The following is a 23,187-nucleotide window of genomic DNA, read 5'->3' on the forward strand; positions in this document are numbered from 1 at the left end:
GCTTAGTTCACCCACACCCGCGCGTTGCGGAACATGCGCATCCACGCTGCATCTTCCTGCCAGTCGTCTGGACGCCAGGAGTTCTGCACTGCGCGGAACACCCGCTCAGGGTGCGGCATCATGATCGTCACGCGGCCATCGCGGCTGGTGAGACCGGTGATGCCACGCGGCGAGCCGTTCGGGTTGGCCGGGTAGGCTTCGGTGACCTTGCCGTGGTTGTCGACAAAGCGCAGCGCCACGCAGCCAGACTGGTCGGCTGCAAGCAGCGCGGCCGGGTCGGCGAACTCGGCGTGGCCTTCACCGTGGGCGATGGCGATCGGCATATGCGAGCCGGCCATGCCCTGCAGGAAGATCGAGTTGGACTTCTGCACCTCGACCATCGCCACACGGGCTTCGAACTGCTCGGAGCGGTTACGCACGAAGTGCGGCCACAGCTCGCTGCCCGGGATCAGCTCGTGCAGGTTGGACATCATCTGGCAACCGTTGCACACACCCAGGGCGAAGCTGTCGTTACGCTCGAAGAAGGCCTGGAAGGCATCCCGCGCACGGCTGTTGAACAGCGCCGACTTGGCCCAGCCCTCACCGGCACCGAGCACATCGCCGTAAGAGAAGCCGCCGCAGGCCACCAGGCCCTTGAATGCTTCCAGGTCAACACGACCGGCGAGGATATCGCTCATGTGCACGTCGACCGCGTTGAAACCGGCACGGTCGAACGCCGCCGCCATCTCGACCTGACCGTTGACGCCCTGCTCACGCAAGACTGCCACTTGCGGGCGGATGCCTTTTTTGATGTACGGCGCGGCGATGTCGTGGTTGACGTCGAAGCCGAGCTTGACGCTCAGGCCTGGGTTGTCTTCAACCAGCAGGCCGGCGTACTCCTGATCAGCGCAGTCGACGTTGTCGCGCAGGCGCTGGATCTGGTAGCTGGTCTTGGCCCATTCGCGCTGCAGCTGGCCGCGATCACCGGTGAATACCGCTTCGCCGGCGAGCTTGATCAGCACTTCGCTGTTGTTGATCGGCTGGCCGATCACGGCCACGCAGTCTTCGCCCAGGCCGGCAGCGCTGAACTGCGCCAGCACGTCCGGGGTGGCATCCTGGCGAACCTGGATGACTGCACCGAGCTCTTCGTTGAAGAGGATGGCAGCGACTTTCTCGCGCTTGCTGGTCAGGGTGTCGAGTTCAAGGTCCAGACCGCAATGACCGGCGAAGGCCATTTCCAGCGCGGTGGTCAGCAGGCCGCCGTCGGAACGGTCGTGGTAGGCCAGCAGGTGACCGTCGGCGTTGAGGCCCTGAATCACGGCGAAGAACGCCTTGAGGTCTTCAGCGTCGTCGACGTCCGGCGCTTGCGCAGCCAGCTTGCCGTGGGTCTGCGCCAGGATCGACGCGCCCATGCGGTTTTTGCCGCGGCCCAGGTCGATCAGGATCAGGTCGGTTTCGCCCTTGTCCATGCGCAGTTGCGGAGTCAGGGTCTGGCGTACGTCGACCACTGGGGCGAAGCCGCTGATGATCAGCGACATCGGCGAGGTCACGCTTTTTTGCGCGCCGTGCTCGCTCCACTGGGTCTTCATCGACATGGAGTCCTTGCCCACCGGAATGGTCAGGCCCAGCTCAGGGCACAGTTCCATGCCGACGGCGCGAACGGCGTCGAACAGGCGGGCATCTTCACCCGGGTGGCCGGCAGCCGACATCCAGTTGGCCGACAGTTTGATGTCGGACAGCTTGTCGATGCGTGCGGCCGCCAGGTTGGTCAGCGCCTCGCCGACCGCCATGCGGCCGGAGGCCGGGGCATCCAGCAGGGCCAGCGGGGTACGCTCGCCCATCGCCATGGCTTCGCCGGTGTAGACGTCGAAGCTGGTCGCGGTCACGGCGCAATCCGCTACCGGCACCTGCCATGGGCCGACCATCTGGTCGCGTGCAACCAGACCAGTGATGGTGCGGTCGCCGATGGTGATCAGGAAGCTCTTGCTAGCCACGGCCGGGTGGTGCAAGACGCGCTCGACCGAATCAGCCAGGTCCAGCGTGCTTGGGTCGAACTCATCGCCAAGCTCGGCTTCGCGAGTGACCGAACGGTGCATGCGCGGCGGCTTGCCGAGCAGGACGTCGAGCGGCATGTCGACCGGGGTGTTGCCGAAGTGGCTGTCGGTAACGGTCAGGTGCGGTTCGGCAGTGGCCTCGCCGACCACCGCAAACGGGCAGCGCTCACGTTCACAGATGGCCTTGAAGCGCTCGAAGTTGGCCGCATCGACCGCCATCACGTAGCGCTCTTGCGATTCGTTGCTCCAGATTTCGTGCGGGGCCATGCCCGGCTCGTCGTTGGGCACGTTGCGCAGTTCGAAGCGGCCACCGCGGCCACCGTCGTTGACCAGCTCAGGGAAGGCGTTGGAAATGCCGCCCGCGCCGACGTCATGGATGAAGGCGATCGGGTTGTCGTCGCCCAGCTGCCAGCAGCGGTCGATGACTTCCTGGCAACGGCGCTCCATTTCCGGGTTTTCCCGTTGAACGGAGGCGAAGTCGAGGTCAGCCGAGCTGGCGCCGGTAGCAACCGACGACGCTGCGCCGCCGCCCAGGCCGATCAGCATGGCTGGGCCGCCGAGTACGATCAGCTTGGCGCCAACGGTGATCTCGGCCTTTTGCACGTGATCTTCACGGATGTTTCCCAGCCCGCCGGCAAGCATGATCGGCTTGTGGTAGCCGCGCACTTCTTCGCCGTGCGGGGTCTGGATCGACTGCTCGAAGGTACGGAAGTAGCCGGTCAGCGCCGGACGGCCGAATTCGTTGTTGAACGCAGCGCCGCCGAGCGGGCCGTCGACCATGATGTCGAGGGCGTTGACGATGCGCTCTGGCTTGCCGTATGGCTTCTCCCACGGCTGTTCGAAGCCAGGGATGCGCAGGTTGGATACGGTAAAGCCGGTCAGTCCGGCCTTGGGCTTGGCGCCGCGACCGGTCGCGCCTTCGTCACGGATCTCGCCACCGGAACCGGTGGACGCGCCGGAGAATGGCGAAATGGCGGTCGGGTGGTTGTGCGTCTCGACCTTCATGAGGATGTGCACCGGCTCCTGCACCGCGCCGTACTGGCGGGTTTCAGGGTTCGGGAAGAAGCGCCCGGCCACGCTGCCGACGATCACCGAGGCGTTGTCCTTGTAAGCCGACAACACGCCTTCGCTGTGCATCTGGTAGGTGTTCTTGATCATGCCGAACAGGCTCTTGTCCTGCGCCTGGCCGTCGATGTCCCAGGTGGCATTGAAGATCTTGTGGCGGCAATGCTCGGAGTTGGCCTGGGCGAACATCATCAGTTCGATGTCGTTCGGGTTGCGCTTGAGGCCCTGGAAGGCGTTGACCAGGTAATCGATCTCGTCTTCGGCCAGGGCCAGACCGAGGTCGATGTTGGCCTGCGCCAGAGCTGCACGGCCACCGCCAAGCACGTCGACCGAGGTCATTGGCTTGGGCTGGGCATGGCTGAACAGATCGCCTGCCTGCTCCAGTTGGGTGAGCACGCGCTGGGTCATGCGGTCATGCAGCACGGCCGCAACTGCTTGCGCGTCGGCCTCGCTGATGTCGCCGGCCACATAGAAGGCAATGCCGCGCTCGAGGCGCTGAATGCTCTGCAGGCCGCAGTTGTGGGCGATGTCGCTGGCCTTGCTGGCCCAGGGCGAAATCGTGCCCAGGCGCGGCACTACCAGGAACAGGCGACCAGTCGGCTCTTGTACCGGCACGCTCGGCCCATACTTGAGCAGACGGGCCAACACTTGCTGCTGGTCGGCGGTCAACTCACCATCGACGTCGGCGAAGTGGGCGAATTCGGCATACAAGCCGGTAACAGCGGGGACTTTCTGGCTCAGTTGCTCGAGTAGCTTACCGTGGCGAAAGGCAGAAAGGGCAGGAGCGCCGCGCAGGATCAACATCGTCGGGACAGCCTCAGGAAGGGGTGTGCTTAGAGGCCGTGCATTCTAGCGTAATTCGCGCGATTGGGCACCCGCTGCAAGGCAATGCTGCCGGGCGGCCGAACCGGACTCCGGGGTCAGAAAAGTCGGGGCTTTTTGCCGGTTTTGCCCGCGCGTCGATAAATCCACGGCCAATCTGCTAGCAGACCTGCCCAACGTTGTCGAGATATGGCAGTTGCGGCCCTTTGCGTATACTGCAAGCTATGTTCGCCCCCACTGCTTTGCGCAAGCGTTGCGCCCAATGGCTCTTCGCAACCGGCCTCTTCCTGATGCTCGGTGCCTGTGTTGAAAAACCCAGCACCCTCGAGCGCGTCAAGGAAGACGGCGTGCTGCGCGTGATTACCCGCAACAGCCCGGCCACTTACTTCCAGGACCGCAACGGCGAAACCGGCTTCGAATACGAGCTGGTCAAGCGTTTTGCCGATGACCTTGGGGTGAAGCTGGAGATCGAAACCGCCGACAATATCGACGAAATGTTCGATCAACTGGGCAAACCGTCCGGCCCGGTACTGGCAGCGGCAGGCCTGGTCAGCAGCGAAAAGCGCAACATCCAGGCAAAATTTTCGCATCCGTACCTCGAAGTCACCCCGCAGGTGATCTACCGCAACGGTCGTTCGCGTCCGACCCAGGCCAAGGGCCTGATCGGCAAGAAGATCATGGTGCTCAAAGGCAGCAGCCATGCTGAACAGCTGGCAGCGCTGAAAAAGCAGTTCCCGACCCTGGAATACGAAGAATCCGACGCCGTTGAAGTAGTCGACTTGCTGCGTATGGTCGATGAAGGCCAGATCGACCTGACCCTGGTCGACTCCAACGAGCTGGCGATGAACCAGGTTTACTTCCCCAATGTACGGGTTGCCTTTGACCTGGGCGACAGCCGCGATCAGCGCTGGGCCGTCGCCGCGGGCGAAGACAACAGTCTGCTCAACGAGGTCAACGAGTTCCTCGACAAAGCGCAGAAGAACGGCACCCTGCAGCGCCTCAAGGACCGTTACTACGGCCACGTCGACGTCCTCGGTTACGTCGGCGCCTACACCTTCGCCCAGCACTTGCAGCAGCGCCTGCCCAAGTATGAAAAGCACTTCAAGGCCTCGGCCAAGGTCGAGCAGGTCGACTGGCGCCTGCTGGCTGCCATCGGCTATCAGGAATCGATGTGGCAGCCGGAGGTGACCTCCAAGACCGGCGTGCGCGGGCTGATGATGTTGACCCAGCGCACCGCGCAGGCGATGGGCGTGTCCAACCGGCTGGATGCCAGGCAGAGCATCACCGGCGGCGCCAAGTACTTCATGCTGGTCAAGGAACAGCTCGACGACAGCATCAAGGAGCCGGACCGCACCTGGTTCGCCCTGGCCGGCTACAACGTCGGCAGCGGCCACCTGGAAGACGCCCGCACCCTGGCCAAGCGTGAAGGCCTGGACCCGAACAAGTGGCTGGACGTGAAGAAGATGTTGCCGCGTCTGTCGCAGAAGCAGTGGTACAGCAAGACCCGCTATGGCTATGCCCGCGGCGGCGAGCCGGTGCATTTTGTCGCCAACATCCGCCGCTACTACGACATCCTGACCTGGGTGACCCAGCCGCAGCTCGAAGGCCAGGTCGCCGAGGGCAACCTGCATGTACCTGGGATCAACAAGGACAAGCCAGCCGAGCAGTCACCACCGATGTAACCGGCTCAGCTCGAGGCTTTTGCTCGCCGTGCCTTGAAGAAGTCGCTGAGTATCTGCCCGCATTCCTGCGACAGCACCCCGCCTTCGAAGAGCACCCGATGATTGAGAAAGCCCTGGGTAAAGAACTGCCCCTGGCTCTGCACGATCCCCGCTTTCGGCTCCAGCGCCCCGTACACCACCCGCGCCACCCGCGAATGAACGATCAAGCCCGCGCACATGCTGCACGGCTCCAGGGTCACGTACAGCGTGCTGCCGGGCAGCCGGTAGTTGTTGGCCGCCTGCGCTGCGGCGCGAATGGCGACCATCTCGGCGTGGGCGCTGGGGTCACTGTCGGTGATCGGTCGGTTGAAGCCACTGCCGATCACTTCGCCATCCTGCACCAGCACCGCGCCGACCGGCACTTCGCCCAGCGCCGCGCCTTGCGCGGCCAGCTCAAGGGCCATCTGCATGAACGCCTGATCGCGGCTGCGATCGATAATCTGCGCGCGCATCAGACCACCGCAATCGCGGCCATCAGGCCGGTTTCCATGTGGTCGATGACGTGGCAATGGAACATCCACGTCCCCGGGTTATCAGCCACCAGGGCCACCTGAGCGCGCTCGTTCTTGCCCAGCAGGTAGGTATCGGTGAACCAGGGCTCGGTGATGGTATGTCGGTTTGAGCTGAGCACTTTGAAGCTCATGCCGTGCAGGTGAATCGGGTGCTGGTACTGGGTCATGTTCTTCAGCTCGAAGATGTAACTCTTGCCCTTTTCCAGTGTGGCGATCGGGCGGTCGGCGCAGGTCTTGTCGGTGATGTCCCAGGCCTTGCCGTTGATCTGCCACAGGCTTGGCGGGCGGCCGCTGTCGGTATCGACCGAGACCTTGCCGACCCACTCGAAATTGAAGTTGATCTTCTCGGCGTTGGCCAGGTCCGGCTCGGCAATCGGGTTGGCCGGCAATGCCGGCGGCCATTCGCCAGGGGCATCGCTGCTGGCGACCGAGCGCAGTGTGCCGAGGCGCACAAAGCCGTCGCGCAGGGAGATCTCCTCGCCAGCTTCAGGGATGCGGATCGCCAGGCAGATGCGCATGCCAGGGCCGAGCCAGTAGTCATCGTCCAATGGCCGCGGCGTGACCGGGTTGCCATCAAGGGCGTAGATCATCGCCTCGCAGTTGCCGCGCAGGTTGATGCGGTAGGTCCAGGTGTTGTCCAGATTGAGCAGACGCACACGCACAACCTGTCCGGCCGGCAATTCGGTGACCGAATCGGCCTGGCCGTTGATGGTGATGAGACGCCCAGCGGTGCCATTGCGCGCAGCTTCCCGGGGGATGCTGAACGGCAGCCACCCGCCCTGTTCGTCGACGTGCCAGTTTTTCAGGCTCAGCGTGCGCTCATGCTTGAAGCCGGTGGGCTCGCGCTCTTCGACGATCAGCGGGCCGACCAGGCCGCGGCCAAGCGCCTCGGAGCTACTGACATGCGGGTGATACCAGTAGCTGCCGGCGTCCGGCACGCGGAATTTGTAGTCGAAATACTCGCCCGGTTTGACTGGCAGTTGCGAGACATAGGGCACGCCGTCCATTTCCAGCGGCAGGCGGATGCCGTGCCAATGGATGGTGGTTTCGACCGGCAGGTGGTTGATGAAGCGCACCCGCAGCCAGGTGCCCTGGCGGACCCGCAGCTCGGTGCCCGGCGCCGACGGGCCAAACGCCCAGGCCTCGGTCTTGAAGCCCGTCACCAGCTCGACCTCGAGCGGCGCGGCGATCAGCTCGTAGTCATGCCCGGCGCTATCGTCCTCGACCTTGCCAAGCCAGTAGCGCGCCGCGCCCCCAGCGCCCAGGCCAACCACGACCAGGCCAGTCAGGCCCTTGAGCATTTGTCGACGGGTAAAGGACATCGGTGCAGGTACCTCGTTAAACGCGATCAGTCTGCCAGCACGGGGCGGGCAATGAAGGGCGAATACGATACACCTGCAAATGCGAAAGATTAAGTGAAGTGTTGATGGTCTTCACCTTCGAACTCCGGCTGGCCAGGCTTTACAACTTCATGTTTAGCGAGACAAACGCCGAGCGGCCCGGTGCCGGGGAAAACATCGGCTGATCGTCGCCGCCCCAGAAGAAGTTGTCGTACCAGACGTATTCGTACTCGCGATCGGTAAGGTTCTTCAGTTGCAGGTCGACACTGGTCGCGCTGGAGATACGGTAGCGCACGCTGGCATCCAGCACGGCAAAGCCACCATACTTGCCTTGCTGATTCTGCGCATCGATGTAGTAGTCGCCCTGGGCGCGCGCCTGCAGGCCAAAGCGCCAGTCATCGTTGTACTGGTAGTCGGCGCCGAGGTTGCTGATGTAACGCGGCGTCGAAAACACCTCCTTGCCCGCCAACGACTCGCCAGTGGCGGCAAAGGCCTTGACCACCTTGGCCTCCTGAATCGAGTGCGAGCCCCACAGCGTCCACTGTTCGTTCAATTGCGCGTTGAGCTGCAGGTCGACGCCGCGCCGACGGGTTTCGCCCAGCCCCACCGAGGTGCCGGTGGCCGGCATGTTGGCCACTTCATCGGTAGCGTCCTGCTGCCACACGGAAACGCGCGCCTCAGCCCCGTTGAACGGGCGGAACTTGACCCCCAGCTCCTTGCCGGTGTTGATCGACGGATCGTAGCTGGCTTGCCCTGCATTCAAGTACGCCGGGAAGCTGCTACCGGTAAGGATCTGGAACGTGCGGCCCCAGTTGGCATAGACGTCGACGCTTTCGCTGACGCTGTAGACCACGCTCAGCTTCGGCTGCTGAATCCAGCCGTAGTCCTGCAGCGAGGCCTTCTGCCCGCCGAGGGTAGTGGTATTGCCGTCGAACTTGTCGACACGCATGGCCGGGATGATCTTCAGCGACTCGGTCGGCTGGATGATCGCCTGCACGTAGCCACCGAGGTTGCGCAGGGTGTAGTGGTCGTCGTCCTGAATACGCGCGGGGGTTGCGTCGAAATCGGTGGGCACGCTAAAGCGGTAGCGTTTGCGGCGATAGGTGTTGTCCTGCTCTTCGACGTTGATACCGCCGTCCAGCGTCAGCAGGTCGTTGGCGCGCCAGGTCAGCGTGCTCAGCAGGCCGGTCTGCTGCTCGTCCCACATCCGCCGCTGGCGCGGGGCGTTGCCCAGCGGGTAATCGGTGAAGGTGATGGTGCGGTCATCGTTGTAGCTGTTGTAGTAGAGCTTGTTGCTCATGCTCAGCTGATCGTTGAGTTGCCAGTCCATGTGCAGGCTCAACTGCTTCATGTCACGGTCGTCACCGTCGTTGGCGTTCTTGGCCGGCGACTGGGTGCGGCTGGCGCGCAGTTCATCGCGGGTAAGAAAGCCGCTTTCCTCGGCCTGATGGTGGTACAGCCGGGCGATCAGGCCAACGCGCAGCGCCTGCTCGTCATCGGTGACGAACCATTTGCCGCCGAGGGCGTATTTGTTGGAGTTGCTGTTGTCGCGAAAGCCGTCCGAGTCCTGCTTGGCGAGGATGTAGTTCTGGGCGAAGTTGCCTTCCTCATGCCCGATCGCCAGCTGTAACTCACGGGTGTCGAAACTGCCGTAGGTGACTCGGCTGTCGATGTAGTTGCCGCCTTGGCGGGTGACGTAGTTGATGTTGCCGCCGATGTTGTGCAGGCCGTAGCGCGGGTCGTTGGTGCCGCGCACCACTTCGATGTAGCTGATGTCGAGCGGGAACACCATGTCGACAAAGCGTTGGTTGCCGCTGTTGACATTGCTCGGGATGCCATCGATGAGCATCTTGATGCCGTTGATGTAACCCTCACCATTGAAGGCGCGAAAGGTCGCCTTGCCCGACTCGGCGCCCTGCCCTGTTTCAGTCAACTGGATACCCGGCATCTGCCCGAGCAACTGCCAGCTGTTCATCACGTTCTTGTCTTCGACCTGATCGCCACCCAGCACATCGACCGAGGTCAGCACGTTCTCGGTACGCAGCGCCGTGCCGGCTGCCTGCGAAACCTTGATTTCGCCAAGGGTGATGACCGAGCTGCCGGTTTGATTGGCATGAAGGTCGGTCATGACCAGCGCGGTCAGCGCGGCGAGTGATAGCGGGGCGGTTCTCATTTCTACTCCTGATCGAGCACAAGTGGGTCAACGCAGGTGACCCACGGCCTAAGACGAGGAGCGATTCTACGGTTGTTATAACATAACAATCCACAAGAAATTGCATGCCTGTACACCGCCCCCTGTAGGAGCGGCCTTGTGTCGCGAAAGGGTTGCGTAGCGGCCCCAGGATTTGTGCAGCACCGCAAAATCGCCGGGCCAGCTCCGCTGGCCTATCGCGACACAAGGCCGCTCCTACACACAGGACCGTGCTTGGTCAGCCGTTGGCAAACCCGATCAACGCCTCCCCGCTCAAGCGATAGCCAATCCACTCATCCTGCGCCTTGGCGCCAATGGCTTCGTAGAATTCGATCGCAGGAGTATTCCAATCCAGCACCGACCACTCAAAGCGTCCGCAACCACGTGCCACTGCCATCTTCGCCAGATGGCGCAGCAACGCCTTGCCGGCACCAGCACCACGCTGTTGCGGCGACACGTACAGGTCCTCCAGATACAAGCCGTGCTTGCCCAGCCAGGTCGAGTAATTGAAGAAATACACGGCAAAACCAATCGGTTCGCCGTCCAGCTCGCAGATCAAGCCATGGGTCGTACTGTGCTCGCCGAACAGGCTGCTCTCGATTCCGGCGACGTCGGTCTTGACCTCGTGTTCGGCCTTTTCATAGATCGCCAGTTCAGTGATAAATCGCAGGATCAGCGCAGCATCGGCGCGCTCGGCAGGGCGGATATTCAGCGTCATTGCAAGGGTTCCGGTAGGGAGTGGCGGCTCAAGCTTAATTGAAACGCTGCCGACAAGCGCTTGCCAGTCACCTGCATGTCTCCATGCTGGTGACTGGCAAAGCTCAAGCTCTGGTGTTCGCGGCTTACAGCTTGAAGGTGCTGACCAGATGATTGAACGACACCGCCAGGCGCGACAGCTCCTGGCTGGAGGCGCTGGTCTGGTTGGCGCCTGCTGCGGTCTGGGTGGAAAGATCCTGAATGTTGACCAGGTTGCGATCCACTTCCCGCGCGACGTTGGCCTGCTCTTCAGACGCGGTGGCGATCAGCATGTTGCGGTCGTTGATCCCAGCGATGTTCTGAGCGATGCGCTCGAGCGATTCGCCAGTGGCCTTGGCCAGTTCCTGGGTATTGCTGGCCAAGGTACGGCTGTTGCCCATGGCCTTGACCGCGTCGTCGGCGCGCGATTGCACGCTGGCGATCATCGCTTCAATCTCGCCGGTGGAGGCCTGGGTGCGCGCGGCCAAGGCTCTGACTTCGTCGGCCACCACCGCAAAACCGCGGCCCTGCTCACCTGCCCGCGCTGCCTCGATCGCCGCATTGAGCGCGAGCAGGTTGGTCTGCTCGGCGATACCACGGATGACGTCGAGGACTTTGGCGATATCGCGCACGCTGCCTGCCAACTCATCGACAATCACCGTCGACTGGCCGATCTCGGCATTCACACTGGTGATCGCCTTGACCGCCTCCCGCGCCTGATCGCGGCCGCTGGCTGCTTCATTGCTGGTGTGGCGGGAAGCTTCGGAGGTCGAGGTGGCGTTGCGCGCCACTTCGTCAACCGCAGCGCTCATTTCGGTGACGGCGGTAGCCGCCAGCTGGATTTCGTCATTTTGACGGACCAGGCCGCGGCTACTCTCTTCGGTCACCGCGTTGAGCTCTTCGGCCGCCGAGGCGAGTTGATCTGCCGCACTGGCAATCTGCTGAATAGTGCCCTTGAGCCCGTTTTGCATCGCGCCTAACGCCGCGAGCAACTGCCCGCCTTCGTCACGATGGCCGCTTTCAATGGTTTTGCTCAGGTCACCACCGGCAATTCGCTGCGCGTTGCCAACCGCCAATGCGATCGGCGCACTGATCACCCGGCTGATGAAAATGCCCAGCAGCAGCGCGGCGATGAAGGAGGCACCGATGCCAAGGTAAAGGTTGAGCTTGGCATCAGCCTCGCTGTCGCGAGCATCCTGGGCGCCTTCACCGATCTGGCGGTTGTTCGACTTGACCATGATCTCCATCTCGTCCATCACGGTGCGATACGCCTGGTGCATTTCTCCAGCCATCAGCTGCTTGGCTGCGGCCAGATCACCACGTTCGATGGTAGCCACCACACGATCGACGATGGCCTGATAGGCCGGCCAGTCCTTTTCCATACGATCGCCAGCGGCGCGTTCGTCATCGGCCAAAGGCGTGGCACGGTACACCGCGAACGCGCGTTCGCTGCTCTGGCGGTTTTCATTCATGGCGGCAAGAATAGTGCTGCGTTCGGCGGCGTCGCTGCCTGCAATGGAAGCAGCCAACAGACGGTACAGATCACGGCTCTGCGCAATGGCATCGGAGCGCGCCTCGGCGGTTTTCGCCACCGAGACCAGGTTGTTACTGAAGACCAACTGCAAGTTTGTAGACAACGAGCCAATTCCCTGGCTACCGACAATCCCAACGATCAACGTGATAAAGGCGCATAGCGCGAATGCAACATACAACTTGGTTGATATCTTGGCGTCGTAGAACCAGTTCATATACGGACCTGCATGGGGGAGAACGAGCTGCGATCGCCGCGGCGGGCGCATCGTCAGGCTATCGACCGTTCCCAGCAAGCCTGAAGCCTGCGGCGGGGTGTTTATTTCAATCCTGAGCCGAGCGTGTTGGCGTGCCGGGCGTCATCTGGCTTTGTAGTACCGGTAAACGTCGCGCAGCTTGCACCAGCCGAACCAGACTGCCACTCCAAGCAACCATAGAAGTATCAATATCTTGGCTACTGCAGAGGCCGCCTCGATCTGGAAGCCGGCGAGCATGCCGATGACCATCGCTGCGTAGGCTGAGCGATGCATGTTCATCATCAGAAACACGGCGGGCACTACCGAACTGACCAGTGCCACGGCGACGATGTCGATGCCTGTGGTGATCAGCATTGTGTGACCGAGGGAAGTGGTCACACCGACATGCTTGACGACATATGGCAGCAGTACCCCCAGCTGAACGGCAGCGTTCAGCGCCAGCGCTACCAGAAACAACACTGCCAACTGTTTGAACCAGCGCCATACCTTGTTGAACTTGGCCATGCTTCCCTTCAATCCTTTATCCAATAGCAGCCATGGTAATCCACAACCGATGAGCAACAGATACGCCCTCTCCTCTCAGGCATTGGTCTACCTCGGTAAAGCCTGGCTGGTGGTCATAAGCGCGCTGCTTGTGGCCTGCCAATCGCCGCGCGAGGCGTTGCAGCACCTTGCTGACGCACAGGGTCGCCAGGTTGAGGTGCTGCCGGGACGCGCCTTCCCGCTGCTGATACTGACACCGCACGCTGCAGGCATTCTGACTCGCCTGCGCGTCTACCTCGAAGGCGACGGCCATGCCTGGGCCACCACCAGCCAACCCAGCCTGGATCCGAGCCCGCACAATCTGTTGGTGGCCCGGCTGGCACTGGCCGACCCAACGCCCAACGCATACCTGGCCCGACCTTGCCAGTTCGTCATGAGCGCAGCGTGCCGCCCAGAACTGTGGACAAACAGACGGTTTTCTCAGGACGTGGTCACCCGCCTCAGTCAGGCGCTGGATCAATTGAAACAGCGCTATGGCAACCAGGAATTCGAACTGGTGGGGTATTCAGGTGGCGCCGCGCTTGCCTTGTTGTTGGCAGCCCAGCGTACTGACGTAAGCCAGGTGCAGACACTGGCGGGCAACCTCAGCCCGCGCTTGTGGGCCGTAATGAAAAACCTGTCGCCACTCGACGGTTCGCTGGAGCCACTGGACTACCGGGCTCAGCTAGCCGCTCTCCCACAGCGGCACTTGGTTGGAACAGCGGACCAGATCATTCCAGCGACTCTGGCTGACAAATACCAACAAGCGCTTGATTCCCCCCTCTCCCACACAGTCCGCATCGACGGCGCCAGCCATGACCAAGGCTGGGAAGCGGCATGGCCTGAGTCGCTTGAAACTCCGCTGACCAATGGGGCTTGGCAAAAAAAGACCACTGTTGACCATCCCATAAATGGCAAAGTTCCGCTTATTGCTGACTAATCCTTTATTTCTCTAAAAAATAGCTGGCTCATCGCATTTCTTGGATTATTCCCCTTAAAAATCGCGTTCCAGGATGAATCATTCTAATGGTTTGGTGTAAATTCGCTCGCGCTTGACTCAGCACTTCACTGACAAGCTGGCAGGGATGCCCGAAACAGACGCTGACGCGTAGGTCTTCCCGTGTCAGTTTCTGCCCTGTAAGGATACTGCCTTGAACATTTCTCCCATGCGCCGCTCATTGCTCGCGCTCGCCATTGCGGCTACCACGACTACCGCAGCCAATGCCGCTTCCACGCTCGACGTTAATTACGATCTGAGCAAAGGCCAGTTCGTCAGCATCAATGAGCGCTTTGCCAACGCCACCTTTACCGGCACGTCGACAGGCGCAGGTATCTACCTGCAAGACGTGACTCTGGATGGCAACCTGGTCAATCAGGGCAAGATCAACCTGACAACCGAGAGCCTGACCGACTACGCGGGCGGAATCTCCATGACCCTGGATTCCACCGTCGCTGGCGACCTGGTGAACCAGGGCGACATCACGGTGGACGGCCCCGGCGCCATGGGCTTGGATCTGTACCAAGCGGTCATCGCCGGTGAAGTGAACAACAGCGGCAACATCAGCGTGACGGGTGAAAACGCCAACGGCATGATGATCACCTCGACCCAGGCACGCATCAACAACACCGGCACCATCACCGCACGCGGCCTCGACTCCGCCGGTATCGAGATCGACCACGCTCAGTTCACCGGTCAGATCACCGACAGGTTCCAGACCGACCTGAACAACAGCGGAACCATCTCCGGCGAAGGCTTCGGCATTCACTTTGTCGGCCTGGATCCCTCGGCCGGTTTCGACACCTTCGCCATCACCCAGACAGCTGGCCTGATCGAAGGCGGCGAGGCTGCAATCAAGGCCAATGACGGTGCAGCCCCATCGTATTTCTACTGGCAAGGCGGCCAGGTGAAGGGTGATGTGCTGGGCTTGAGTGGCGTACTGGTGCAAGGCGAGGCGATGTTCGATGGCTCGACCATCCGCGCCGGCTTTGTCGACATCGACGGCGGCCGCCTGACCCTGCTGCGCCCGCAGACGACGATTGACGGCGACCTCGACATGGACAGCGACACCGCCCGCCTGCGCCTGCTGCTGGACAACGACACCCTGCCCAACGCGCCTATTCTGAAAGTAACCGGCAACACCTTCTTCTCGGCGGGCAGCCAGATCGAACTGCAGGCGCGCTCCGACGACTTCCGCACCTCGGCCCAGGGCACCCGCTACACCCTGCTCAACTCCGGCACCTGGGAAGACCCAGAGAACCTTTCGGTGGTGTCCTCCTCGGCGCTGCTTGAAGTGAAAAACTTCGGCATCGAAGGCCAGGATGTGAAAGCCCTGGTTGCCACCCGCAGCGATGAGGTGATCACGGAAAACCTGCTGGAAGCGCGTGGTTCGCGCAACGCAGTAAACGCCATCAAGCCGTTCAAGAACACCGTCATGGGCCAACTGGACGAAAGCGACCCGGTGTTCCAGCGTTTCGCCAACGCCGCTACCAGTGAAGAGCTGGCCAAACTGGCCGAAACCCTCACTCCAGACGTCAGCCGTGGCGCGATCCACGCCGCCACCAACAGCCAGAACCTGGTCTCTGGTGCCATCAACCGCCGTGCCAGCAAAGCACGTAGCGGCCTGTCCTCAGGTGACGTGCTGGCCGAGCAAGGCGTATGGCTGCAAGCGCTGACCAGCGATGCCAACCAGGACCGCCGCCACGGTATTGACGGCTACGACGCCAACACCAACGGCATCGCCGTGGGTGCCGACGGCAAGCTCAACGCTGACACCACCGTGGGCCTGGCCTACAGCTACCTGACCAGCGACGTCAAATCCGACCTGGGCAGCAAAACCGACGTCAACGGCCATGCCCTGACTCTGTATGGCAACTGGACTCACGACAACTTCTTCGTCGACACCTCGCTGATGTATGGCTGGAACGACAACGAATCCAAACGCTACATTGCCGGCACCCGCGCCAAGGCCAGCTACGACAGTGAGATCTTCGGCGTCAACGCCCTGGCTGGCTACACCTTCCAGCTCGACAAGCAGTGGCTGCTGGAGCCGCAAGTCGGCGCACGCTATGCCAACGTATCGATTGATTCGTACCGTGAAAAAGGCAGCTCGGCCGCCCTCAACGTCGGCAGCCAACGCTACGAAATCGGCGAAATGGGCCTCGGCGCTCGCCTCGCGGCAGCATTCGATGTAGGCATGGGCACCCTGGAACCGGAAGCCAAGCTGATGGCCTGGCACGATTTCATCGGCGACAAGACCGGCACCACCTCCACCTTCGTCCTCGGCGGTACGCCGTTCACTACCACCGGTGCGACGCCTGCGCGTGACAGCTACGAGCTGGGCCTGGGCGCCAACTACCGCGTCGGCGCGTGGAGCGTGGGCGGTAACTACAGCTACCTGACCAGCAGTGGTTTTGACGCGGATACCTTTACTGCGAACGTGCGTTACGACTTCTGATAGAGGTCTGTGCCTGAAACAACAAAGCCCGCGCATGCGGGCTTTGTTGTCTCTGGCTTTCAGCCAAGCGGTGCGGTATGCGAACAAATGGTGAAAGCCGGCGAGATAACGCTCAATTTCCAAGTCCCTACAGCGCATCAGCCTCTGCATCCACTAGGCCTGACCGTTGGATACCAGCGGAATCACACCGGTCAGCAGCGAAACCAGCAACAGCACCAGACAACTGATCACCGACCATTTCATGGTGAATCGCTGGTTTTCGGCGTAGTCGAGCTTGAGCATGCTCACCACCAGATAGGTGGACGCCACCAGTGGACTGAGGATGTGCACGGGCTGTCCGATCAACGAGGCCCGGGCCATTTCCAGCGCTGTGATGCCGTGATGCTGGGCGGTTTGCGCCAGAATCGGGAGGATACCGAAATAGAACACATCGTTGGACACAAGCCAGGTGACAGGAATACTCAGCAACGCTGTCAACACCGCCATGTAGGGCCCCATTGCTTCAGGGATAACCTTGACCAGGCCATCAGCCACGGCATTTGCCATCCCGGTACCGCCAAGAATGCCAGTGAACACGCCTGCAGCAAAAATCAGCCCGGCCACCGCTAGGATCGGTGGCGCATGCAGCGCCAGCTGATCCTGCTGAGCTTTGAGGCTGGGGAAATTCACGATGAGTGCCAGGCAGGAGGCGATCATGAACAGATATGGCAACGGCAGCACTTCCAGGCACAGCGCGAGCAGCAGACCTGCAGTCAGCGTCCAGTTGAAGCCAAGCTTGCAACGGCTTTGACAGCGCTGCTGAGCACGATCAGAAAAATCTCCGTTGAGATCGATCGCGCCACCTAACCGGCTGCGCTCAAGGCGACCGAACCACCAGGCCAGACCAAAGGTGTACACCACACTGGCAAGCAATGCAGGCAGCAGCGGCACGAACATTTCACCCATGTCCACATGCATGGCCGTAGCAGCACGAGCGGTTGGGCCACCCCAAGGCATCATGTTGCCTAACCCTGCCACTTGTAACAGCAGACAGCACACCATCGGGCGCGACAAGCCCAAGCGCTGATAGATCGGCAAAAATGCCGAGAGCACGATCATGTAGATCGTAGCGCCGTCACCATCCAGTGCCACGATGAACGCAAGTGCTACGGTGCCAATGAAAATCCTCACCGGATCGCCGCGAACTGCGCCAACGATGCGTGCCACGAGTGGATCGAACATGCCCGCCTCGGTCATGCACAGGAAATACAACATGGCGAAGATCATCAGAACTCCATTGGGAGCGACCATCTTCAAACCATCAATTACGTACTTACCCATTTCGGCGTGGAAACCGCCGATTAACGCAAACAGTGACGGGATCAGGATCAGCGCAGTCAGCGCCGACAGCCGTTTGCTCATCAGTGCGTAGATGAAGCAAGCCAACATCACGCAACTTAGCGTAATCAACATGGTAGAAACCTTTTTTTATAGTTGTAAGGTATACCGCAGCAATACCAGCTGACCTGGCTGTATCAGACCGGCAGGCCTTTGGCGCGCAATGACGCGTTGAAGCGCTCGGGGTCCGCTGTGCCTTCCTGATTGGTCTTGCGAATGCTGGCTTCGCGCGCCAGATGCGCATGGGTCAGCGGTAACAGTGCTGCTGCGTCCTCGGCCCGAATGGCAATCACGCCGTCGGCGTCGCCGAGCACCAGGTCTCCAGGCAATACCGCAAGCCCTGCGCAGGCAACCGGCACGTTGATCTCACCCGGCCCGTCCTTGCTCGGACCTCGGTGGGTGTGACCGGCAGCGAACACCGGGATAATGCCCTCGGCCAACTCCTCCAGGTCACGTACCGCACCATCGATCACGATACCTCCCAGCTTCACCCGCAGCGCAGTCGTGCGCACGAGCCCGCCGATGACCGCCTGGCTCACGTCTGCCCCGCCATCGATCACCAGCACATCACCGGGCTCGACCATCATCAGCGCTTTGTGAACCATCAGGTTATCGCCGGGACGCACGCGAACGGTGAACGCAGGCCCACACAGTTTCAGCGCAAGATCACCATGGTAGCCACGCAGCCCACGAGCACCGATACAGCGCCCCATGCAATCACCAGCTACCGCCACTGGTATCTCGCGAAACGCCGCGATCAGTTCAGCCGAAGGCCCTTCCACACGCGGATTGATGCGATAGCCTGCTGGCCATTGGGTAGTTGTCATAGATGCCTCTGAGTCAGGAGAGAACGGTAGGGTTCACGCAGGCACTGGCTGCGGGCGGGGTACCGTCAAGAAAGCCAAGTACGTTGCGCGCCGCGCCCTCGGCCATCGCCGCCAAGGCGGCGGGGGTGGAGCCTGCGACGTGTGGGGTAAGCACGATGTTCTCCAACCCCAGCAAAGGGTTGTCAGGCAGCATTGGCTCCTGAGCGGTTGTGTCGAGCCCCGCGGCGTACAGGGCACCGCTGCGCAGAGCAGCTATCAGTGCCGGCTCATCCACCACTTCGCCGCGTGCGGTATTGATCAGCACAGCCCCGGCAGGCAGCGCCGCCAATTCAGCGGCGCCGATCAGGCCCCGGGTCTGCGCGGTCAGCGGAATATGCAGTGACAACACATGGCTGCCCTCGAGCAGTTGCAACAGGCTGGCAGCCCGTTGAGCGCCCTCGAGATCGGCATCCTGCGGCAGGAACGGGTCGTATATCCGAGCATTCATGCCCAAGGCCTGACAGGCGCGCCAGAGCTTGCGCGCGACCTGGCCGAAGCCGACCAGGCCAATCGTACGCCCGCTCAACTCGATGCCGTCCTGAGCGCGCGCCCAGCGCCCGTCACGCAGCTGCGCGTCCATCCAGCTGATGCGGCGAGCGGCAGCCAGCAACAGCCCAAGTGCCATTTCGGCAACGGACTGAGCGTTGGCACCTGGGGTGACATAGACTGGAATGCTACGAGCCGTGGCGGCATCCACGGCGATGTTGTTTACGCCTACACCATGCTTGCTGATCACCTTGAGGTGGGTCGCGGCCTTGATGGCATCGGCAGTCAGGGCAAGCGTTCGCGAAATGATCGCGTCGACCGGCTCAGCAGCCAGCACCTTTTCGATGGCCGTCGGGTCGTCGGATGGGGAAATGTAGATGACACGGTGACCACCCGCTTCAAGTAGTTGCCGGCCGGCCGACGCCAAGCTGGGCGCGGTGACGAGGATCGTATAGGGCATGCAGTACTCCAGCCTTTGTTGTTATGTGGCTGGCAGTATTACGGTCAATATCGTTTACTTCCATTATCGTTTTTTCAGTTAATCTTTCCCGACAGGAAACCTTTGTCCTTCCGTTACCATCAATGCCATGAAACGCCGCGTGGCAGGAGATAGATAAGGGTTGGCCCGATGAAGGATACCGAAGCGCCTTTTCAGGGTGAGAGCCTCGCTCTCTACCTTGACCTCCACCAGCCCGTAAGCCTGGCCAAAGGTGGCCAGATTGCGCCGGGAGATGAAACTCAGCAGCCCCGTTTCAGCGATCAGCTGCGGTGCCGCAGCGATAGCATTGGTGACAATCGCCACAGCTGGCAGGGCATGGCCGTATTGGGTAAATGCGCCATCGAGCCACTGTCGGGTGGCGACTGTCGGCGGAGAGAGCAGCCACCGATAGCGACTGAAATCGCCCAGCGAAACCGTCCGCCCGACCAGAGGATGATCAAGGTGAGCAACAACAATCACTTCGTCGCCACTGACCTCGTGCTCAAGCAACTCTTCATCGTCCGCACCGCCCAGTGGGCCGACCACGATATCAAGCTGCCCCTTGCGCAATTGCTCGCGAAGGACATCGTTCATGCCGATCTGCAACTCGACAACAACGTTCGGCGCCTCTTGCTGCAGAACCCTGCAGGCGGCCGGCAACAGGTAGTCGGCGCTCGTCGCAGCAGCCCCGACGCGAATGCTGCCGCTGAGCCCCTGGCCCAACGCAGCGGTCTGCCGCTGTGCCTGTTCAAGCACGTGCTCGACCTCAAGGGCATGGGCCAGTAACAACTCCCCCGCCTCGCTCAAGCGGATGCTGCGGCCTACGCGCTGGAACAGTTGCGCTGCGTACTGTTGCTCGAGTCGATCAATACACTTGGACAGCGCTGAGGGTGATATATGGAGTGCTTCGGCAGCGCGCCCTAGATGGCCTAGCTGAGCCACTTTTATGAAATACGTAAGATCCCGCATGCGAACCCACTCGGTCAGGCAGATGCGCCAGTATAAGGACACGTGCCGGCCTGCATCAGGCCTTTGCAGCGAGGTTGCTCTGATGAAAAACCTGAAGCCCGCAATTACGCGGGCTTCAGGGTTTCACGGTAAGAAGCGGCCGATTTCCAGGCGGATTGGCTGAGGTGCATATTCGTGCAATCTGTCCTCGCCCGTGGCCCATGCGCTAGCCTGCCGGCGCCATCTCGACCGCCACCCTGATAGACAGCTCCATCTTTTGTTGCAGTCGCGCGTTTACCAGAACGTACCGCGCAAGGTCAGCGTGAAGTTGCGCGGCTCGCCGTAGTAGTTGCCGTACTCGGATGTACCCACACTGGCGTAATAGGTTCGATCGAACAGATTGCGACCATTGAGGGCAACAGTCCAATGCTCGTCCACATCGTACTCGACCATCGCGTCGTAGACTGCATAGCCCGACTGCTTGAAATCGTAGTCATGGCTATCGATCGGGTTACCCGCCGCATCGAAGCTGTAGGCCTTGCCTGAAACATAAGTCGGACTGGTTGCCGTCACCCCAGCGCCCACGCGCCAGTCCGAAAAAGCGCCTGGCAGGGTGTAGACGCTCCAGAGCTTGAGCAGGTGCTTGGGCGTGATCGTGCTATGCAGGGTAGTCTCGGTATTGTTGCGCACCTGGTTGAAGGTGTAGCCGGCCTGCAGCTGCCAGCCTGGCACGATCTCGCCACTGGCCTCCAGATCAAAGCCTCTACTGGTGATCTTGTCCTGGGCAAGGAAGCAGCAGGAACCGCTGTAGCCGAACGGCGGATCGGGATAGGCAGGGTCTGTCACCGCCTGGTTTTCCCGGGTGATGTGGAACAGCGCCGCGGTGACGTTCATCGCGCCGCCGAACAGTTCGCCCTTGATACCCGTTTCATAAGCTTTGCCGGTCATCGGCTCGAGCGAGGTCGGAGCGTCCTCCGGAGCCTGCATGCTCAGCGATTGAGGTTTGAACATTTCTGAGTAGCTGGCATAGGCCGACCACTCATCATTGAGGGCATAGATCACGCCACCATAGGGAATCAGCGTGGTCCCTACCCGGTCCTGCACAGGCGCATCGGTCGTCCACCCACCAGTCCCGTCGGTATTGGCGGCAGTGCTGTAAGCGTGCTCGAATTTGTAGCGCTGGGCACGGGCACCGAGCACCAGCTTGAGTGGGTCGGTGAGCTGCAGTCGCAGGGTCGAGTACATTCCGTATTGCTCACGGGTGTTTGGCGAGTAATCGCGCCAGAAGTTACGGCTGCTGCCGGTATCCGGCAGCGGCGTGGCGGCCGGGTTCCACAGGTCGATCAGGCCACCCTTGCCGTTGACGCCCAATGCTGCACGCCAGCGGCTGGTGACCTTCTGGTAATCAGCCCCTAACAGCACTTCGTGACGGCGGCCAAAGGCGTCGAAGCTACCGGCAATGTTCACGTCGAATACCGATTGCTTGCTCCAGCTGGATACGTAGCTGCCCCACCAGTAGGTGCCAGTGTTGGTTGTCTCATCGACCGAACCGTAGGGGATGATACCTTCGGTAGTGGCCGTGTTCATGGAGTGGGTGTAGGACGTGTTTAGGGTCCAATCCTCATTGAAGTGGTGATCGAACTTGGCGAACCATTCGCGGGATTCGCTATCGCTCCAGGCTCGACTGTTGGTGAACCAGCGGTGGCGCGGCAATTTCAGGTCACCGCCGGTGCTGTAGCGCGGCAAGCCGTCACCGGTGCCATTTTCCTTGACCTTGTCATAGCTGCCGCCGAGGGTAAGCAAGGTGTCATCGGTCACGTCGAACTCGACGATGCCATACATGAAGGGCTTCTCGGTGCTGCGATTGTCCATGAAGTACTGGCGATCGGTGTAGGCTGCCACGGCGCGACCGCGCAAGCGTCCCTCCATCGCCAATGGGCCGGTCACGTCGACCTCACTGCGGTAGTTGTCCCAAGAGCCTGCCGAGGTATTGAGCTTGAGCTGGTAACTGTCCAGCGGCCGCTTGCGCACCAGGTTGACGATGGCACCCGGATCGCCGCTGCCGCCCAGCAGCGCACTTGCCCCCCGCAGCACCTCGACGTGATCGTACGCCGCCATGTCGTACTGACGCTCGCTGTAGAAAGTGCCCACGCCGGTGCCGATGTCCATCGGCGCGGCGCCGTCGATCTGCACGTTGTCGATGCCGAAGCCACGCGAGTAGAACGCCTGAGTGTTGTAGTTGGCGTTGCGCAGGGTAATGCCGGGCGACCATTTCATCGCATCAGCCAAGGCAGTCATGCGCTGATCTTCGATCATCTGCTGGCTGATGATTGATACCGCCTGCGGGGTATCCTTGATGCTGACTGGAGTCTTGGAGCCCACGCTGACCAGGCCCCCGGTGTAAGAGCCGCTGTTTTCAGTGGCCTGCCCGATGCCCTGTCCGCTGATGGTGGTCGTTCCCAATTCCAGCGCACTACCCGCCAACACCCGCTCAGCCACTACAAAGCTGCCATCCGGGGTTTTGTCCACGCTGAGCAATGAGCCGCGCAGCAGGCGCTGCAAAGCCTGCTCGACACTCAACTCTCCGTTCAAAGCGGGAGCCTGCAGGTTTTCAGCACTGGCAGTAGCGAACAGAATGCGAGAGCCGGTCTGCCCGGCCAAGGCGTTGAGCGCTTGGTCCAATGGCTGGGCCGAGAGGTTGACAGTGTGCAGAGCTTGCGCGGCGTGCAGGCTGGAGGCGAGCAGGACGCTGGCTGCCAGCAATGACTGCCGGCAAAGCCGAGCACGGCGCAATGGTGCATTGTTGTTCATGGAACTCCCCAAGGACGCAATCAGTAGTGACGTTCATG

Annotated in this window: 15 protein-coding genes and 1 pseudogene; 3 read left to right on the top strand and 13 right to left on the bottom strand. The window is 61.4% G+C overall.

Going from position 1 to position 23,187, the window contains the following annotated elements:
• Positions 1 to 2: 2 nt before the first annotated feature.
• The gene (gene purL / locus ACQZ2L_RS18395; RefSeq protein ID WP_430327278.1) at positions 3 to 3,902 is read right to left on the bottom strand and encodes a phosphoribosylformylglycinamidine synthase; all 3,900 of its coding nucleotides are present in this window, start codon (positions 3,900 to 3,902) and stop codon (positions 3 to 5) included.
• Between the two features lie 242 nt (positions 3,903 to 4,144).
• On the opposite strand from purL, the gene mltF reads away from it, so the two are divergent.
• Positions 4,145 to 5,602 (top strand): membrane-bound lytic murein transglycosylase MltF, encoded by a 1,458-nt coding sequence (gene mltF, locus ACQZ2L_RS18400; RefSeq protein WP_430327279.1) that lies wholly within the window; start codon positions 4,145 to 4,147, stop codon positions 5,600 to 5,602.
• Positions 5,603 to 5,607: 5 nt separating this feature from the next.
• On the opposite strand, the gene tadA is transcribed toward mltF, so the two are convergent.
• The 6 genes from tadA to ACQZ2L_RS18430 form a co-directional block, all read right to left on the bottom strand.
• The gene (tadA, locus tag ACQZ2L_RS18405) at positions 5,608 to 6,093 is read right to left on the bottom strand and encodes a tRNA adenosine(34) deaminase TadA (RefSeq protein WP_430327280.1); all 486 of its coding nucleotides are present in this window, start codon (positions 6,091 to 6,093) and stop codon (positions 5,608 to 5,610) included.
• Complete coding sequence (locus ACQZ2L_RS18410; RefSeq protein ID WP_430327281.1) at positions 6,093 to 7,475, bottom strand: multicopper oxidase family protein; 1,383 nt, start codon at positions 7,473 to 7,475, stop codon at positions 6,093 to 6,095. The genes tadA and ACQZ2L_RS18410 overlap by 1 nt, the downstream gene beginning before the upstream one ends.
• 139 nt (positions 7,476 to 7,614) lie before the next feature.
• Positions 7,615 to 9,666: a TonB-dependent receptor gene (locus ACQZ2L_RS18415; RefSeq protein WP_430327282.1), complete on the bottom strand. Its 2,052-nt coding sequence runs from the start codon at positions 9,664 to 9,666 to the stop codon at positions 7,615 to 7,617.
• Positions 9,667 to 9,922: 256 nt separating this feature from the next.
• The gene (locus ACQZ2L_RS18420) at positions 9,923 to 10,402 is read right to left on the bottom strand and encodes an N-acetyltransferase family protein (RefSeq protein ID WP_430327283.1); all 480 of its coding nucleotides are present in this window, start codon (positions 10,400 to 10,402) and stop codon (positions 9,923 to 9,925) included.
• A 124-nt stretch (positions 10,403 to 10,526) separates the two neighbouring features.
• Positions 10,527 to 12,167, bottom strand: a complete 1,641-nt coding sequence (locus ACQZ2L_RS18425) for a methyl-accepting chemotaxis protein (protein WP_430327284.1) — start codon at positions 12,165 to 12,167, stop codon at positions 10,527 to 10,529.
• A 141-nt stretch (positions 12,168 to 12,308) separates the two neighbouring features.
• Positions 12,309 to 12,710, bottom strand: coding sequence for a hypothetical protein (locus tag ACQZ2L_RS18430; protein WP_430327285.1), 402 nt, complete (start codon positions 12,708 to 12,710; stop codon positions 12,309 to 12,311).
• Positions 12,711 to 12,759: 49 nt separating this feature from the next.
• Between ACQZ2L_RS18430 and ACQZ2L_RS18435 the strand changes: the two genes are divergently transcribed.
• Together ACQZ2L_RS18435 and ACQZ2L_RS18440 are read left to right on the top strand one after the other, a co-directional pair.
• Positions 12,760 to 13,668 (top strand): alpha/beta hydrolase, encoded by a 909-nt coding sequence (locus tag ACQZ2L_RS18435; protein WP_430327377.1) that lies wholly within the window; start codon positions 12,760 to 12,762, stop codon positions 13,666 to 13,668.
• Between the two features lie 211 nt (positions 13,669 to 13,879).
• Complete coding sequence (locus ACQZ2L_RS18440) at positions 13,880 to 16,183, top strand: autotransporter outer membrane beta-barrel domain-containing protein (RefSeq protein WP_430327286.1); 2,304 nt, start codon at positions 13,880 to 13,882, stop codon at positions 16,181 to 16,183.
• Positions 16,184 to 16,336: 153 nt separating this feature from the next.
• On the opposite strand, the gene ACQZ2L_RS18445 is transcribed toward ACQZ2L_RS18440, so the two are convergent.
• The 6 genes and pseudogenes from ACQZ2L_RS18445 to ACQZ2L_RS18470 all read right to left on the bottom strand — a co-directional run bounded on the left by ACQZ2L_RS18445 (position 16,337) and on the right by ACQZ2L_RS18470 (position 23,149).
• Positions 16,337 to 17,635, bottom strand: a complete 1,299-nt coding sequence (locus ACQZ2L_RS18445; RefSeq protein ID WP_430327287.1) for a CitMHS family transporter — start codon at positions 17,633 to 17,635, stop codon at positions 16,337 to 16,339.
• Positions 17,636 to 17,697: 62 nt separating this feature from the next.
• Positions 17,698 to 18,387, bottom strand: coding sequence for an RraA family protein (locus tag ACQZ2L_RS18450; RefSeq protein WP_430327288.1), 690 nt, complete (start codon positions 18,385 to 18,387; stop codon positions 17,698 to 17,700).
• 13 nt (positions 18,388 to 18,400) lie between these two features.
• On the bottom strand, positions 18,401 to 19,372 hold the full coding sequence (locus tag ACQZ2L_RS18455; protein WP_430327289.1) for an NAD(P)-dependent oxidoreductase: 972 nt from the start codon (positions 19,370 to 19,372) through the stop codon (positions 18,401 to 18,403).
• Positions 19,373 to 19,450: 78 nt separating this feature from the next.
• Positions 19,451 to 20,179 carry a LysR substrate-binding domain-containing protein gene (locus ACQZ2L_RS18460; protein WP_430327378.1) on the bottom strand — a complete coding sequence of 243 codons (729 nt, stop codon included), beginning with the start codon at positions 20,177 to 20,179 and terminating at the stop codon, positions 19,451 to 19,453.
• 12 nt (positions 20,180 to 20,191) lie between these two features.
• Positions 20,192 to 20,359, bottom strand: a pseudogene (locus tag ACQZ2L_RS18465) (helix-turn-helix domain-containing protein); the annotation flags it as partial.
• A gap of 273 nt (positions 20,360 to 20,632) precedes the next feature.
• Positions 20,633 to 23,149, bottom strand: coding sequence for a TonB-dependent siderophore receptor (locus ACQZ2L_RS18470; protein WP_430327290.1), 2,517 nt, complete (start codon positions 23,147 to 23,149; stop codon positions 20,633 to 20,635).
• Positions 23,150 to 23,187: the final 38 nt, after the last annotated feature.

It is taken from the genome of Pseudomonas shirazensis (assembly GCF_050496565.1).
GTDB classification, from domain to species: domain Bacteria; phylum Pseudomonadota; class Gammaproteobacteria; order Pseudomonadales; family Pseudomonadaceae; genus Aquipseudomonas; species Aquipseudomonas shirazensis_A.